This is a genomic window from Bifidobacterium miconisargentati (assembly GCF_019331675.1).
In the GTDB taxonomy this organism is placed as follows: Bacteria; Actinomycetota; Actinomycetes; order Actinomycetales; family Bifidobacteriaceae; genus Bifidobacterium; species Bifidobacterium miconisargentati.
The window spans coordinates 59,716-73,975 of record NZ_JAHBBJ010000009.1; the positions used below are offsets into that span (position 1 = coordinate 59,716).

The window sequence follows — 14,260 nt, forward strand, 5'->3', positions numbered from 1 at the left end:
CCGTCAAAACAACCGAACCGAACGAAAGGACAACATCATGAACACCGCTCCCATACCCGCCTGCACGCTCGTCGACGGGGAGCCGGACGACGGACTGCGCAGGCAGCGCCTGCTGAACGCGCAGGCCAAACGGATCAGCATCCTGCAGGAGGAGATCGCCACCCGTCAGGAGGAGGTCGAACGGTTGAAGGCGCAGATCCTCGACTCGCATGCGCCCGGCACCTACCAGGCCGGCGGACTGAAGGTCCAGGTCAAACCAGGCAGCCGTCGAGTGGACGCGGCCCGGTTCATGAAGACGTATCCGGCCGACAAATATCCGAACGCTTACCAGTTGAAACCGAAACCGTTGTCCCAGTTGGAACGGTTGCTGACCGCGGACGCGGTGGCCGCGTACGCGGTTTCGGCGAAGCCGACGGTGGTGGTCTCATGAGCATGCTCATCGGCGTGAACGTGACCCGCAAGGCGGTGATCACGGAGAAGGTATGCATCGACTGGCCGGAAGACCGGTTCGGGAAGCCGACCGACGAGAACGTGCTCAAGGCGTTACGAGCCGGTTGGGTCAGCGAGGTCGACAGTCTCGACCTCGACGTGGAGGAAATCCTGTCGAACGAATCCGTGGACGTGTTCGACACGGGCGACGATGAGGAAGAAAGGTGATGAGATGCTCGCCAGCATAAACATCGCGGACATCATCGGCCGCACCATCGTCGACTACGACCTGAAGGACGAGGACGGCGTCTCACCCACGGACGACCTGTACATGATCCGCTCCAGCCAGTTGGACGACCTGTGCACGCGCGCCGCCCTACGCATCCTGCACGCCGAACAACGCCTGCGTCGACGGGTGGAACAGGAAGCCGAAGAGGAGGACGAGTCAGATGGATGTTGACCAGATCCTCGCGGTAGCCCACGCCACCACGTTCGAACCACCGTCCACCCCGGTCGGGGAGGCGACGTTATGGCCGGAGATCCGGGGGCTCATCGAACACGGGATCGCGAACCAGCCGCGCGAACTGCAGAAGGAGATCGGACCAAGCGAACTGGGCACGGACTGCGTGCACTGCCTGGCCGCGAAGCTCGCGGGCTGGCCCGAACGCCGCCAACCCGGATGGCTGCCGTTCATCGGAACATGCGTCCACGAACGCTTCGAGCACATGTTCGAAGCGTTGAACACGGGCGAACAAACGGACGACAGTCTGCCGGACGGACGTTGGCGCACCGAACACCGGGTCACGGTCGGACGCCTGCAGGGATTGCACGGCGGATACGACGTGTCCGGATCCATCGACCTGTGGGACCGGAAGACGTGCAGCACCATCGACTGGAAGATCGTCGGCAACACGACGGTCACCAGGGTCAAGGCGCACGGGCCCAGCCAGCAATACCGGATCCAGGCGAGCCTGTACGGCATCGGTTTGGAGAACGCCGGGGAACAAGTGTTGCGCAACTGCATCTACTTCCTGCCCAGGAACAAGACCAGCCTGGGTGACGCGCTCCCATGGGAGACCGGCTTCGATTCGAAGCCGGGCCGGTGGGCGTTGGCCCGCGCCCAACTGCTCGTCAACCTCATGGACTGCATCGAACAGGCGGCTGGCGTGGACGTGCGCGACAGCTGGATCAGACAGTTGCCGGCGGCCGGCCCGGACAGGTGCTTCGCATGCAAGGGCCGCGTGTGGCCCGACATGCCGGCCCTGCCCGAATTCGACGAAAGGCCATGGCCGGACGTGCCCGGCAAGTGGCTGGACCTCATCCCATTGATCGAACCCGAATACAAGTTCGCCGAATAACGAAAGGAAACCATAGATCATGTTCGGACAGCAACCACAACAGTACGGCTACCCGTCGCAGGGCTACCCTCAGCAGGCCTACCAGCCCGTCGCCCAGCCTGCCGTCCGGTTGAGCAGTTTGGACGACCTGCTCTCCGGCAACAGCGCCAAGGCGTATTTCACCGGGGACAGCCAGCCGGGCGACAGCGTGACCGGCGTCATCGAGAAGATCGAGACCACGCAGGTCAACGACTTCCAGACCAAGCAGCCCGCCTATTGGAACGACGGGCGGCCGAAGGAGCAGATCCACATCATCATCCAGACCCAGCTCAGGGATCCGAGCGTGGATGACGACGACGGCCGGCGCAGCCTGTGGGTCAAGGGTTGGGGCCTGCAGTTGAAGGCGTTCCGTGAAGCGTGCAAGCAGGCTGGCGTGAAGGCGCCGAAACCGGGCGACACGATCACGGAACGGTACATGGGGTTGGGGCAGCGGGGCAACGCGCCCCAACCGCCGAAAATGTACGAGTTCCACATCGAACCCGCCAACAACGTGAACACGCTCATCAACGGCCCGCAGGCCCCACAGCAGCCCGTCCGACCGCAACCCCAGCAAGGTTACGGACAGTCGGCGTACGCCCCGCAGGCGGGCTTGCAGGCCCCGAATCAGGGGTATGCGCCGACTCCCGTGGACCCGTGGAACCCGCAGGCGCGGCCGGTGCAGCTCACCCAACCCCAGGCGCCGGCGGCGGATCCGATGAAAGTCCAGCAGTTGAAGGCGTTGGGCAAGCCGCCGCAGGAGATCGCCGGCCTGCTGGGCGTGCCCGTCGAGGCGGTCACCGCGGTCACCGACCAGGCGCAACCGCAGAACCACGGAGGCAGCGAGCAGATGCCGGAGACGGGTGAGTTCTGATGGACGAGCTCCTCAAACACCTGCGACGCCAATGCGCGCAGCTGCGCGACGACATGACGTCCCTCGGCCACGACCTGGCCGGATTCACCGACGTCGATTCGGAAAGCTGGGAGCTGCTCGCCATGAAGCTCGCGCTCATGGGCTGGCGCAAATCCAAGGATTCCGACGGGGAATAAACCCCAGCCGTAGCCGTATCCAAGCGGCCGGCCGCGTGCAAGGCGCGGAACGGCACCATATGACACGTTATCCACGAGGAAAGGGAAGAGCATGGGAATGACCAGCGTTTACGGTTACGCGCAGGCCGCGCCCCTGTACCGTGCGGCCGGATGGATGCAGGTCATCCCCCTGCCCGAAGGCAGGAAGACGCCGCCGCCCGCCGGTTTCACCGGCCGCAACCGGCAACCCGTCACCGACGACCAGATCATGCTCTGGTCGCAGTGGACTCCGCAGGGCAACACGGGCCTGGTCATCCCCGAAGGCGTGCTCGTCCTCGACATCGACAGCATGCAGGGCCATCAGGCGAAGGCCGACGGCGTACGCAACATGGGTGAGCTCACGCGCGAACTCGGCGAACTGCCCGACACGTGGTCGAGCACCGCGCACGGACAGGCCTCGCCCGCACGCCATTTGTTCTACAAGGTGCCCGAAGGCGTCGCGTGGAAGGGCGGCGCCATCGAAGGCGTCGACATCCTCCAACCCGGCCACCGGTACAGCGTGGTCTGGCCTTCCATCCACCCGTCCGGCGAACAATACCAGTGGTACGCGCCCGACCATACTCCCGCCGACCGGATCCCCCATATCACGGACCTGGCCTCCATGCCCCGCAAATGGGTCGACTGGCTGCGCAAACCCGACCGGGAAGACACGCCGAACCCGGCGCAACCCGCCCCCATACCCGTAAACCCCTCGATTTCGAGGGGTTATGACGCGCGCATGTGCAAGGCCGTGAACACGTTCCTGGACAGGATCCTCGCCAACCCGGCGGCCAAGGGGTCACGCCACGACACCACGCTGCAGGCCGTGTGGACGCTCGTGCATTTCGCGCAGGAAGGGCATCGGGGCGCGTTGGACGCCATCAACCAGCTCAAACCCCGGTTCATCCGCGAGGTCGCACCCGACCGTCAGGGCGGCGAACAGGAAGCCACCCGCGAATGGGCCGGCATCCTGGGCGGAGCCATGGAAAAGGTCACGGGCATCCCAGCCCATGATGACCCCTGTGAGCAATCCAAGATCGAACGGCTCACCCCCGGCGAAGCCGACATGCTCAACCCCGCGACGAGCGCGGAAAGTTACCAGCAGGCCGCGCAAAACGTTGCAACCACGCCGAAACAGGCCGACGCAAGCCAGGACGACACCCCGGAAGACCGGACGCGGGAAAGTTACGACACGCCATCGGCCCCGTCGAGCTGGCGGTTCGAGGACCTCACCCGACTCGCCGCCGGCGTGGAACTGCCACCCACGCCCACCGTGTTCGAACGCGAGGACGGACAGGGACTCTTCTACATGGGATGCGTGAACGACCTGCACGGCGAACCCGGCTGCGGCAAAAGCCTCATCGCACAGATCGCCATCACCCAGGAACTCAACAAGGAACACCACGTGATCTACATCGACTACGAGGACAACGCCAGGAACATCGTCAAACGACTCCTCCTCATGGGAGCCGACCCGCACGGCATCGCCCACCGGCTGCACTACGTGCGCCCCAACGCGAAGCCCAACAGCCCCACCAGCATCGAAGGATGGAAGGAGACCCTCATGTACGCGGACACCGCCACACTATGCGTCATCGACGGCGTCACCTCGTGCCTCGCCTACGCGGGCCTCGACAGCAACAACGGCGACGACATCGCCGCCTGGTACAACACCATGCCCCGCGTCATCGCCGCCCACGGACCCGCCGTCACGCTCATCGACCACGTCATCAAAAACAAGGAAGCCCGCGGCCGGTACGCCGGCGGTTCGATGCAGAAACTCGCGCTCATCGACGGCATCAGCTACAGCGTGTCGATGAGCAAACCGGTCGGCAAAGGACTCAGAGGCCTGATCGTCATCAGTTCGGGCAAGGACAGGATCAGCGAAATCGAGGAGCATTGCGCCGTCACCTGGAGCAACAACGGCTCACACCTCAGGGAGGCTGCCCGCATCAACGTGGACAACACGAACCCGGACCGGATGCGCGTCACCATCGAACGACCCAACATGATGCCCCACGAGGAGCCATCGGCGAAACGGGACGACTTCCGACCGACCGGACTCATGGAGAAGATCAGCAAAATTCTTGAAGTCGCGAACGAGGAACCAAACCAGAAGGAACTGTTCCAAGCTCTGAAGTCCGATGGCTCCAGTGCTCGAACCGCGGTCATGAGCAACGCAGTCGGTCTCCTGCTGGCGGAGGGGTTCATATCGAATCGTTCCGGCCGCAACAACCGGTCGATATTCAAATCGGTACGCCCGTACAGGCAGATCGATGACCCGAAATCCGATGCCTTCGTGGATCGGATGAGCAGGGAGGAGGCAAGTGGGTTGGATAGCGAGAATCAGCTTCCGGTTTAGCTTTTCCTGTTTTTCCCAGTTTTGCCGAGCTTTTCCCGGAAAAACTGGAGCACCGAGTCTAGCTTTTCCCAGCACTTCCCACCCACACTACGTGTGTGGGTGGGTGCGGGAAAAACTACGGCTCGCCCCTCCGGAACACCCAAAAACACCCCTCAACAACACTAGTTTTTCCCAACCTCAAAGGAGACCCAAAATGACCCTCACATTCAAAGAGCAGATCGAAGCGACCGCGTTCGAACTCGGCAACGGCGAAGACAACGTGCCCGGTCTACGCAAGCGGTTCGATGCGGATCCGGACACCCCGAACTTCGATCCGACGAAGGCACTGGAGATGCTGCACATCCTCCAGCTCGTCAACTACAAACAGACCAAAGCGCCCGGAGGGCAAAGGACCCGCAGCCATTACCTGAAGCGGCCCGAATACTCGCTCCTCGACCTCGACCAACCCAAACCCGCACCCAAGGACGAACGGGAACGGGACATGCGCATCCAATGGGCCGACGACCTGCGCACCATCGCCCACTGGCTCGACGCCAACTGCCACACCACCGAAAGCGACACGAAATGACCAACCTCATCGACCACACGCAACTCGCGTTGAACGACCTCGCCGAAGCGGGCCTCGGCAACGAGTCACCGGCCGAAGCATACGTGACCGGCTGGCGGGCCGGCTGGGACAAGGCCCTCGCCTACGCCATCCACATCGAAACCATGCTCAACCAACAGGCCCCCACGGAAGGAGCGGCCGATGAGCAGGCCGAATGACACGCACGCCACACGCATCCGCAGCGACAACACCCGCGGAGGCCGAACCACCAGCCGATACGCGGCCTACCAGCATGAGGATCCCGGCCTCGTGGCCGAAATGCTGCGCATCGCCCGAGCAGACCGGGAACAAGCGAACCAAACCACGAAGGAGCATGAATCGTGAGTATCCTCAGCGACGAGATCGACAACCGGTATCCCCTACCCGAAGCCGGCGCGGACACCATGGTCAGCATGGGCCGCGTCCAGGCGGAGATGCTGCAACGGAAAGCGTACGCGGCCGGAGCCACACGACAGTTCACACAGGAGGAGATCGAGGCGGCGGCGAAGGCCACGTTCGAAACCTATTGGCGGCTGCTCTATGGGCGCGACGACATGACATGGGAGAACGATTCCAGCGTCGCCAGCACGGAACTGTTCACCATAATCGCCCGAACCGCGCTCGACACCGCACGCGCCAAGACCACGGAGGAATCATGAGAGGGAAAAATTTTACCGTCATCATCCTGACCGGAATCCTAGCGCTCGGACTCACGGGCTGCGGCGACCATGCGGAGACTGACCAGAGTACGGAGGCGGTCACGAAAAGCGAATGCTCAAGGCGGGATGCCATGCTGGAGTTCTCCACCTGCGTGATCACCATGCCGGACTCACGCCGCGTCACCTGCATCATTCCGGCAGGCGGCTACCCGAAAGCCATGTCCTGCGATTGGGCGCACGCCGACGGAGCCGACCAGGGTGCCGAATGAGACGGTCGACGGGCGAACGCAAGCCCGCGTGGCTGCGCTCGTTCATCCCCGAACCGAACCTGTCGCACCTGGTCACCCGCAAATGCGCCGGCTGCGGCCAGTACATCATCGAGGACCGGGAAAACATCTGGCAGCAATGGGACTACGGGATCATCCAAGGCGAGAACCTGACCGTCGCCGTCATCCTCGGCCGACCGTTGACCCGCGTCACCTGGATAACCGCCGCCCGCCAACCCCGACTCACCAACGTGTGCGGCACCGCCGGCCTCAAGCCGGACGGCCGATACCTCGCCGCCCACGAATGCGGGCGCATGAGGATCAGCGTCGAACCGTACAAACCGCCCAGACGGGAACGCCCGCCCGGCCAGCCATGGGGCGGCCCCGATCTGGAGCCGGACGAGCTCGCGGAGTTCACGCGGGTCTGGAATCTGCCATGCGAGGCGCTGAGGACATGAATAAGCCCCATCCGAAAACGGGTCGGACGGGGCGCATAGGAGCACGAACCATTCTAGCCGAACGGAAGGGGCTTATCCATGAACTGCCAATACTGCCACGCCACTGTCAACGAGGGTTGGACCCTGTGCGCCTCCTGCCGTGCGGACTACGCGCGCCAACTCCACCAGCTCCGCCGGAACCTCTACCTCCTGCAACGCATGGCGAACCGGGAATACCGGCTCACCGAACACGCGACGGGCGGGAAAACCAGCGTGCCGCCCACCCCCGCCGACCTCGGCTTGCTCGACGAGATCGACCGGGCGGAAAGCCTGTTGAAGGACATCTGGACGGTAGCGACCGGGGATTGGAATGTGGGCGCACGCTGGCAGCGGCTCATCCCCCGCATGCAGGCCCACATGGGAGATTTGAGCCAATCACCCATGGCCGGCGAACACCTGACCATGCTCATCGCGTTGAACCAACGTTTGGAGGGATTGGTCGACCGGCGTCCCCGCACCCGACGCCTGGTCGGCGTGTGCCCCGACTGCGGACGCGACATACTCGCCGGCAAAGGCGAACTCCTGTGGCGCTGCAGATGCGGTCGGGTCGTGAACGTCCCCCTCCTGCGTGAGGAGACGCGGGAGCGCGTGGAGGCCGTGCATCTGACGCGCACGCCGGCCGGACTGGCGGAATGGCTGCGCGAGAACTACGGGTACCGGGTCAGCAGGAAGCAGGTGACCGATTGGCTGCGCAGGGGCAAACTGCCGTCCTCGAAACCGGTCGAGGACGGGTATTGGGAGTTCAACGTGCGCGAGGTGCTGACACTCGCCATGGGCGCAACCGCTTGACTGCACGGGCGGCAAGGAACTATCTTGAAACCAAGCCTTGGCCCATGCTCCTCTTTCCGTCCGGGAGGACGGGGCTGAAGCTAAAGCTTACCGCAACCGGAATCCTCTGCCGTGATGCTCGCAGCCGCTGCCTGCGGCGGCCACGAAGGAGCACCTAGCCTTGGGAGAAGGCGAAACGCGCCGCAAGACGCGAACCTCCCGTAGACCCGTTCGCGTCACGGGTCGCCTAGCAGAGGGCCATACAAACACGGATTCCCAACAGCGGGGCCGGGGAAAAGTCGCGTTTCCCCGGCTTACAATTCTTTCTTCCAGGAGGATTCGATGACAGGTCGCAGGGATGATGGCATCCCCGACGTCATCGAACGGCTCCGCCCCATGGCCCGCCTCTACAAGCGGGACTTCCTCGACCGTCACACCATCCTCGAATTCAACGGCACCGCGTTCGACGTGCACTGGCATAAACACCATTTCATGCACCTGTGCGGACTCGACTGCACACTCCCCCAACGCCTCTACAGAACCAAGCCGAAACCGGTGAAATCCGAAGTGTTCTTCGACATGCTCGTCTCCGACGGCATGCAGGGATTGACGGTCAGGCACGCGCACAACCGCGGCATCACCGAGGACAAGCTTTCCGTACTGCCGTTGATGCTGCGCACGCCGGAGAGCGTGGAATCGGTCGCGGACTCCGCCAGCCGCGACTACCGGTATTTCTTCGGCTCGGACGAATGGTGCGTTGGCGTCACCCTGACCGAGGAGCGGCCCGTGGATCCGGACGCCGACGTGTACGCGCCCCGGACCGTGCGCAACGTGAGCATCTCCAGCAGGTCCATCCGCTTGGCCGGCACCACCCTGTACCCATTGACCGGCGCGAGGATCATCCCGCCGAGAGACAATCCGTAAAAACAAAACCCTAAGCGGCAGTAGGCTGCCGCCACCCTGTGGTATACTGCGTATCAGCATTAGTGTGAAACCCGGAAGACCGAACGGCTTTCCGGGTTTCATCATATTCAATCCTTGTTCTTGCGGGGCCTGCCACCGCCGACGCCACGGCCGGGACGGTTCCGGTTCCACTCGTCGATGGTCTCGGGAAGCCAGCCTTTGGTATCGCCGATGTAGGCGTCCGGCTCGGGCAGCTTGTAAGCGGCGGCGTTCTTGACGCCGAGCCGCTCGCCGACCTGCTTGACGCCGAGGTATCTAGTCGCCATCGCCGCGCCTCCCGTATGCAAGCGCGATGATCACGCCACACAGGCCGAACACTCCGGCGGGGACGCCATGCCCGGCGACGCCGAGCGCCAGCGACGCGATGCCGCACGCCAAGGGGATGATGTTTTTCCTGTTCATGGCTTTCATGGATTAGTCTGGAATGGGGCGCGGCCCCGGATAGGTGCAGAATCCGGGACCGGCCTTTTACTTTTTCCGCCGCTTGCCGGGCTTGTCGTCCGGCTTACGAGCCTCGGTATAGGCGGCCAGTCCGATGACCAGCGTGCCGACGCCGAGAAGGAAGTTGCCAATCGCGTTGATTGCATTCCAGATGTTCTCCATGTCACCTCCTTTCTTTCTTGCTGACATAACTATTATATGTCAGATATATAAGTTACGCAAGCCGAGAAGCCGCGACACGCCGAGGATTCCAACGATTGTGAGGTGACGGCGATGGTCAGTTACAGCCGTCAGGTTCGAAAAGGCGGCCGCCGGTTCGAGAAGGACCGCAAGGCTTTCTTCCTCAGATGCAAGGCCGAGCATGCGCCCTGTTGGCTGTGCGGCATGCCCATCGACTACGACGCGGCGCAGAACACCACGGACGACTCATATAACCTCGACCATTTCTATCCCGTCACCAAACGTCCCGAACTCCAGCACGACCCGGCCGGCTTCCGCCCAAGTCATACGCAATGCAACAATCTGCGCGGCAACAAGGATCCGGCCGAACCCATCGGCCAGCTCAGCCGCCAATGGATATAGAAATCAACCGATCCGACCGGGAGGGGCGGTGGAATCCCAAAACCGCGCGCTGCCGGGGCACGTCCCGCGTGGCCGCTCTTCCTCTCCCCCTGAACTTCCGTGAAATTGCGACCGGGGGTCGCGCGCGCGAAAGCGAGGCCATCATGACATCGAAGACGACATCCAGACGGGAACGATTCCCCCACGAGACCGTGTCCGAAGCGCTCGAACGCTCCATCCGCAACGCATCCCACCTCAAGGCGAAGGATTCCGCGGCCATCGCGGCCGCCCGCGAGCTCGCCTGGCGCATCGACAACTGGAACGCGCTCGCGGAACGCGCGCTCCATGACGCCAACGAGTCCGGCAAGCGTCCCGCGGTCCCGCAGAACGACAACACGTCGCTGCCGACGTTCCTGAAATACTGCACGTCCCTCGGTCTGGTGCCGGAGGAGGACAAACCGGCCAAGCCGACCCGCGCGAAGGCCACGCGCATGGCCGAGCCCACGGTGGCTGACGAGTTCGAGGAGTATCTGGCGAACATCGGCTGACGGGAGGCGTCATGGATCTCGGCGAAATCATCGACGGCGACCATGGCATGACCACGCCGCGCATATACACTCCCCCGCTGCGCGAGCTGACGCCGAAGACCTCGAACGGGTTCATGGTCATCGAGTTCGCGGAGCGGTTCCTCGGCGTGCGCCTGTACCCGTGGCAGAAATGGCTGCTCATCCACGCGCTCGAACTGAATCCCGACGGGAGCTATCGGTTCCGCCGCGTGATCACGCTGGTGGCGCGCCAGAACGGCAAGACCACGGTCATGGGCGTGCTGTGCGCCTGGTGGCTGTTCGTGGATTCGGGCCGGCATCCGGAACTGTCTCCCGCATGGAAGTTCCTCGTGGTCGGCGCCGCCCAGACGTTGGACAACGCACGCGCCCCGTACCAGGCGGTGCTGAACTGGTGCAACCCGTTCCCCCAGTCCGATGCGGAGGCGCAACTGGTGGTGCCCGCCCTGCAGCGGCGCGTGCAGCGCATCAACAACTCGCATGGCGAGGAGGCGATCGTCTGCCGCAACAAGGCGCAGTACATCGTGCGCGCCGACAAGAACATCCGTTCCAAGTCCGCGTCCCGCGTGGTGTTCGACGAGTTGCGCGAGCAGCATACGGACGACGGGTGGAACGCCGTGTCCCAGACCACGAAGGCCATATGGTCGTCGCAGTTGTGGGGCATCTCGAATGCGGGCGACTACCGCAGCGTCATCCTGCGCAAGCTCGTGGACGAGGGGCGTGCCCTGGCCGACTCCTGGAACGCGCAGGTCGTCGCCGAGAAACATGCCCCGTCCGACTGGGCGGAATCGCATGACCAGTCCTACGGGTATTTCGAGTGGAGCGCCCCGGACGGATGCGAGCTGGACGACCGGGACGCGATACGCCAGGCGAACCCGTCCATGGGGTATGGGCCCATGACCCACCGGAGCATCTGCGCGGACATCAACGGCCTGACCGAGGCGGCGTACCGCACCGAGGTGCTGTGCCAATGGGTCACGGCCGACATCATCCCGTACATCGACCCGAAACTGTGGAAGCGCGGCATCGACAAGGATTCGCGCATCCCCGACGACGGGCGCGTGGTGCTGAGCGTGGACACGAGCGCGGATCGCGAGACCACGTACATCGCCGCGGCCGGCTACCGGTCGGACGGCCTGCCGCACGTGGAGCTGATCGTGCGCCGCGACGGCATGCTGTGGGTGCCCCGCTACCTGAGCATGCTCAGGGAACGCTGGCCCGACATCCATGAGATAGCCATCCAGTCGAAGGGCTGTCCGGCGGTGGATTTCTGCGACCCGCTCACCGAGGCCGGGTGGACGGTGCACCTCATCGAGGGTTTCCGCATGGGTGCGGCCGCGGGCCGGTTCCGCGACCGTGTGCGCGACGGCAAGCTGCGTCACCTGCCCCAGCCGGCGGTGGAGCAGCAGGCGGCCGTGGCGATCACCCGCAGGCTCGGCGAGGTCGAGGTGTGGGACCGCAACCAGTCGGCCATGCACATCAGCGGTCTCATCGCGGAATCGCAGGCGCTGTACGCGCTGGAGACGATGAGCGGCGAGCCGGAGAAACCGAAATACCAGCCCAGCGTGGGCGTGAGAGTCACCTTCTAACGATCGGAGCCGTATGGGATTCCTGGATGATCTGCTGCGCGGCCCGGCCGCGCTGGCCATGAAATCCGCCGACACGGAGCGCCTGCCGACCATGGCGGACGCGATGCCGCCGGCCATCAGCTGGCCCACGGACGTGGAGTTCGCCGGGCACGTGTCCGGCATGTACTGCCGCGAGTACGCGGTGCATGTCGTGGTCGAATACATCACCCGCCAGCTCGCGTCCCTGCCGTTGAAGGTGTACCGCAGGAACGCGGACGGCGACGCCGAGGAGGTGCGCGACGGCAACCTGGCCCGACTGGTCCGGCACCCGTCCGGACTGCCCGGCGTGAGCCGCTACCGGTTCTACGCCTCACTCATCCGGGACATGCTCCTGGAGGACCGGTGGCTGTGCACGCTCGGCCTGAAACCCGGCGGCGACTATTCGCTGCGCCGCATCCCCGCCGACGGGTACAGCCTCACGGCGAACGGTTTCGGCGAACTCACCGGCGTGACCATCGACTCGGTGGACGGCAACCCCGGCGGCACATACCGTCTGCCCTCCCCCAACGTCATCCTGGACGTCGGCTACATCGACGGCCTGAACATCGGCGAACCTATAGCAAACGTGCTGCGCCCGCTGCTCGCCGAAGCACGGGCCATGGCCGAATACCGGCGCAACATCGCCAAAAACGGCTACCAGATACCCGCCTACGTGTACCGGCCCAAGGAAATGCCGTGGATATCGCAGGACGACTACGACGACTTCACCCAAGGACTCAGGAACTACGTGCAGGGCGGCGGCATGGCCGGCACCTGGCCCGTGTTCAAGGACGGCATGGAAATCCGCACGGTCGACAACCTGTTCAAACCCGTGGACATGGCCGACCTCGAAGCACGCGAGAAAATCAACGAACAAGTCGCGCTCGCGTTCCACATCAGCCCCGAGAACATCGGATTCCGCACCGGCACGAACAGCAACATCGCCGCATACAAGGAGAAACTCTGGAACGTGGAGCTGCTGCCCTACCTCGTCGCATTCGAAGAGGCGCTCAACCTCACGCTCCCCGAAGCAGTGGGCGAACCCGACTGCTACATCCGGGCGAACCTCGACGCGAAACTGCGCGGCACCATGGAAACCCAGTTCCAGGCACTGTCCACCGCGACAGGACGCCCGTTCATGACCACCGACGAAGCACGCGAGCTCCTCGACCGGCCCAAACTGCCCGGCGGCGACCAGCTCATCACACCACTCAACGTATCCGAAGGCGGACAACCCTCACCCCAGGACGGCGGACGGACACAGAACGCCCAACAAGCCGCAAGCCCGAACGGCAAACAGGCGCTCGCCATGTTCGACCAGTTCCGCCGCCTCTACCGGTACGACGCCGGTTTCCGTTCGGCGTGGGATGCAATGACGAAGGGAGAAGACCAGAATGACTCTTGACCACAGGGGCTTCGAATTCAAGGAGGCCCCGAACAATGACGACGCGAGGGCCGGAGTGTTCTCCGGCTACGCGAGCACATGGGACAAAGACCTGTACGACGACGTGATTGTCCAGGGCGCGTTCGAGCAGACGCTCGCGAACGATTTCAGGGACGGCGGCGCGGGTATCCCCATCCACTGGCAGCACAAGGACGGCTCCCCGAACGACATCATCGGCGAGACCCTCTCCGCCGTGGAGGACGAGCACGGCCTGCTCGTCACCGCAAGGCTCGACACCGACATCCCCGAGGGCAAACGCGCCTACGACCTGCTCAAGCGCGGTCTCATCCATCAGATGAGCATCGGCTTCATCGCGGAGAAGACCGCATGGGTCGAGGACGAGGAGTCCAAAAGCCCATGGGACGGGTACAGGGAGATCCGCCAGGTCAAGCTTTTCGAGATCTCGCTGGTGCAGGTCGCCGCGAACCAGGGCGCGGAAGTGCTCGAGGTGAAGGCCGGCAGCGCCATATCGAAGGCGAACGAAAGCAAGATCCGGGTGGCGTACGACGCGCTCGGCGAACTGCTCGACGCCATCACCGACACGCCCGACGACGAACCGGACTCCGACGGCGACGACGGCAAGACCGCCGACAGCAAGGACTTTGACCCGGCCTGGGTCAGGGAATTCAACGAAATCAGCGACTTCCTCTCGCTGGCAAACCACTAACAGGAA

Annotated in this window: 23 protein-coding genes; 20 read left to right on the forward strand and 3 right to left on the reverse strand. The window is 63.9% G+C overall.

Translation table 11 applies throughout. The features are described from left to right. Window positions 1-37: 37 nt before the first annotated feature. The 15 genes from KIH81_RS06905 to KIH81_RS06975 all read left to right on the forward strand — a co-directional run bounded on the left by KIH81_RS06905 (window position 38) and on the right by KIH81_RS06975 (window position 8,932). Window positions 38-430, forward strand: a complete 393-nt coding sequence (locus KIH81_RS06905; protein WP_214304686.1) for a hypothetical protein — start codon at window positions 38-40, stop codon at window positions 428-430. Further along, window positions 427-657 carry a hypothetical protein gene (locus tag KIH81_RS06910; RefSeq protein WP_214304687.1) on the forward strand — a complete coding sequence of 77 codons (231 nt, stop codon included), beginning with the start codon at window positions 427-429 and terminating at the stop codon, window positions 655-657. The genes KIH81_RS06905 and KIH81_RS06910 overlap by 4 nt, the downstream gene beginning before the upstream one ends. A 4-nt stretch (window positions 658-661) precedes the next feature. Beyond that, on the forward strand, window positions 662-889 hold the full coding sequence (locus KIH81_RS06915; RefSeq protein ID WP_214304688.1) for a hypothetical protein: 228 nt from the start codon (window positions 662-664) through the stop codon (window positions 887-889). Then, on the forward strand, window positions 879-1,787 hold the full coding sequence (locus KIH81_RS06920; RefSeq protein ID WP_214304689.1) for a hypothetical protein: 909 nt from the start codon (window positions 879-881) through the stop codon (window positions 1,785-1,787). Before KIH81_RS06915 ends, KIH81_RS06920 begins: the two co-directional genes overlap by 11 nt. 19 nt (window positions 1,788-1,806) lie before the next feature. Next, a complete protein-coding gene (locus KIH81_RS06925) occupies window positions 1,807-2,676 on the forward strand; it encodes a hypothetical protein (protein WP_214304690.1) in 870 nt (289 codons plus the stop codon). After that, window positions 2,676-2,852, forward strand: a complete 177-nt coding sequence (locus KIH81_RS06930) for a hypothetical protein (protein WP_214304691.1) — start codon at window positions 2,676-2,678, stop codon at window positions 2,850-2,852. The genes KIH81_RS06925 and KIH81_RS06930 overlap by 1 nt, the downstream gene beginning before the upstream one ends. Window positions 2,853-2,943: 91 nt before the next feature. Then, a complete protein-coding gene (locus KIH81_RS06935; RefSeq protein ID WP_236029387.1) occupies window positions 2,944-5,232 on the forward strand; it encodes a bifunctional DNA primase/polymerase in 2,289 nt (762 codons plus the stop codon). Window positions 5,233-5,425: 193 nt separating this feature from the next. Further along, entirely contained in the window at window positions 5,426-5,800 is a 375-nt protein-coding gene (locus tag KIH81_RS06940) for a hypothetical protein (RefSeq protein WP_214304692.1), read from the forward strand. Beyond that, on the forward strand, window positions 5,797-5,997 hold the full coding sequence (locus KIH81_RS06945; RefSeq protein ID WP_214304693.1) for a hypothetical protein: 201 nt from the start codon (window positions 5,797-5,799) through the stop codon (window positions 5,995-5,997). Before KIH81_RS06940 ends, KIH81_RS06945 begins: the two co-directional genes overlap by 4 nt. Beyond that, window positions 5,981-6,163 carry a hypothetical protein gene (locus tag KIH81_RS06950; protein ID WP_214304694.1) on the forward strand — a complete coding sequence of 61 codons (183 nt, stop codon included), beginning with the start codon at window positions 5,981-5,983 and terminating at the stop codon, window positions 6,161-6,163. Before KIH81_RS06945 ends, KIH81_RS06950 begins: the two co-directional genes overlap by 17 nt. Continuing rightward, complete coding sequence (locus KIH81_RS06955; protein ID WP_214304695.1) at window positions 6,160-6,477, forward strand: hypothetical protein; 318 nt, start codon at window positions 6,160-6,162, stop codon at window positions 6,475-6,477. Before KIH81_RS06950 ends, KIH81_RS06955 begins: the two co-directional genes overlap by 4 nt. After that, window positions 6,474-6,746, forward strand: coding sequence for a hypothetical protein (locus KIH81_RS06960; RefSeq protein WP_214304696.1), 273 nt, complete (start codon window positions 6,474-6,476; stop codon window positions 6,744-6,746). Before KIH81_RS06955 ends, KIH81_RS06960 begins: the two co-directional genes overlap by 4 nt. Next, window positions 6,743-7,201 (forward strand): hypothetical protein, encoded by a 459-nt coding sequence (locus KIH81_RS06965; RefSeq protein WP_236029389.1) that lies wholly within the window; start codon window positions 6,743-6,745, stop codon window positions 7,199-7,201. Before KIH81_RS06960 ends, KIH81_RS06965 begins: the two co-directional genes overlap by 4 nt. Before the next feature lie 78 nt (window positions 7,202-7,279). After that, window positions 7,280-8,029, forward strand: coding sequence for a hypothetical protein (locus KIH81_RS12080; protein WP_236029391.1), 750 nt, complete (start codon window positions 7,280-7,282; stop codon window positions 8,027-8,029). A 321-nt stretch (window positions 8,030-8,350) separates the two neighbouring features. Continuing rightward, on the forward strand, window positions 8,351-8,932 hold the full coding sequence (locus KIH81_RS06975; RefSeq protein ID WP_214304697.1) for a PBECR4 domain-containing protein: 582 nt from the start codon (window positions 8,351-8,353) through the stop codon (window positions 8,930-8,932). Between the two features lie 107 nt (window positions 8,933-9,039). On the opposite strand, the gene KIH81_RS06980 is transcribed toward KIH81_RS06975, so the two are convergent. The 3 genes from KIH81_RS06980 to KIH81_RS12190 form a co-directional block, all read right to left on the reverse strand. After that, window positions 9,040-9,237, reverse strand: coding sequence for a hypothetical protein (locus KIH81_RS06980; protein WP_214304698.1), 198 nt, complete (start codon window positions 9,235-9,237; stop codon window positions 9,040-9,042). Continuing rightward, entirely contained in the window at window positions 9,227-9,373 is a 147-nt protein-coding gene (locus KIH81_RS06985; RefSeq protein WP_214304699.1) for a hypothetical protein, read from the reverse strand. The genes KIH81_RS06980 and KIH81_RS06985 overlap by 11 nt, the downstream gene beginning before the upstream one ends. Window positions 9,374-9,439: 66 nt before the next feature. After that, the gene (locus tag KIH81_RS12190; protein ID WP_274608209.1) at window positions 9,440-9,574 is read right to left on the reverse strand and encodes a hypothetical protein; all 135 of its coding nucleotides are present in this window, start codon (window positions 9,572-9,574) and stop codon (window positions 9,440-9,442) included. Between the two features lie 111 nt (window positions 9,575-9,685). Here KIH81_RS12190 and KIH81_RS06990 point away from each other — a divergent pair, with 111 nt between their 5' ends. The 5 genes from KIH81_RS06990 to KIH81_RS07010 all read left to right on the forward strand — a co-directional run bounded on the left by KIH81_RS06990 (window position 9,686) and on the right by KIH81_RS07010 (window position 14,254). Then, complete coding sequence (locus tag KIH81_RS06990) at window positions 9,686-9,994, forward strand: hypothetical protein (protein ID WP_214304700.1); 309 nt, start codon at window positions 9,686-9,688, stop codon at window positions 9,992-9,994. Between the two features lie 143 nt (window positions 9,995-10,137). Then, window positions 10,138-10,521, forward strand: a complete 384-nt coding sequence (locus KIH81_RS06995; RefSeq protein WP_214304701.1) for a terminase small subunit — start codon at window positions 10,138-10,140, stop codon at window positions 10,519-10,521. 11 nt (window positions 10,522-10,532) lie between these two features. Beyond that, a complete protein-coding gene (locus KIH81_RS07000) occupies window positions 10,533-12,125 on the forward strand; it encodes a phage terminase family protein (RefSeq protein ID WP_214304702.1) in 1,593 nt (530 codons plus the stop codon). A gap of 13 nt (window positions 12,126-12,138) precedes the next feature. Beyond that, entirely contained in the window at window positions 12,139-13,548 is a 1,410-nt protein-coding gene (locus KIH81_RS07005; protein WP_214304703.1) for a phage portal protein, read from the forward strand. After that, a complete protein-coding gene (locus KIH81_RS07010) occupies window positions 13,538-14,254 on the forward strand; it encodes an HK97 family phage prohead protease (protein ID WP_214304704.1) in 717 nt (238 codons plus the stop codon). Before KIH81_RS07005 ends, KIH81_RS07010 begins: the two co-directional genes overlap by 11 nt. Window positions 14,255-14,260: the final 6 nt, after the last annotated feature.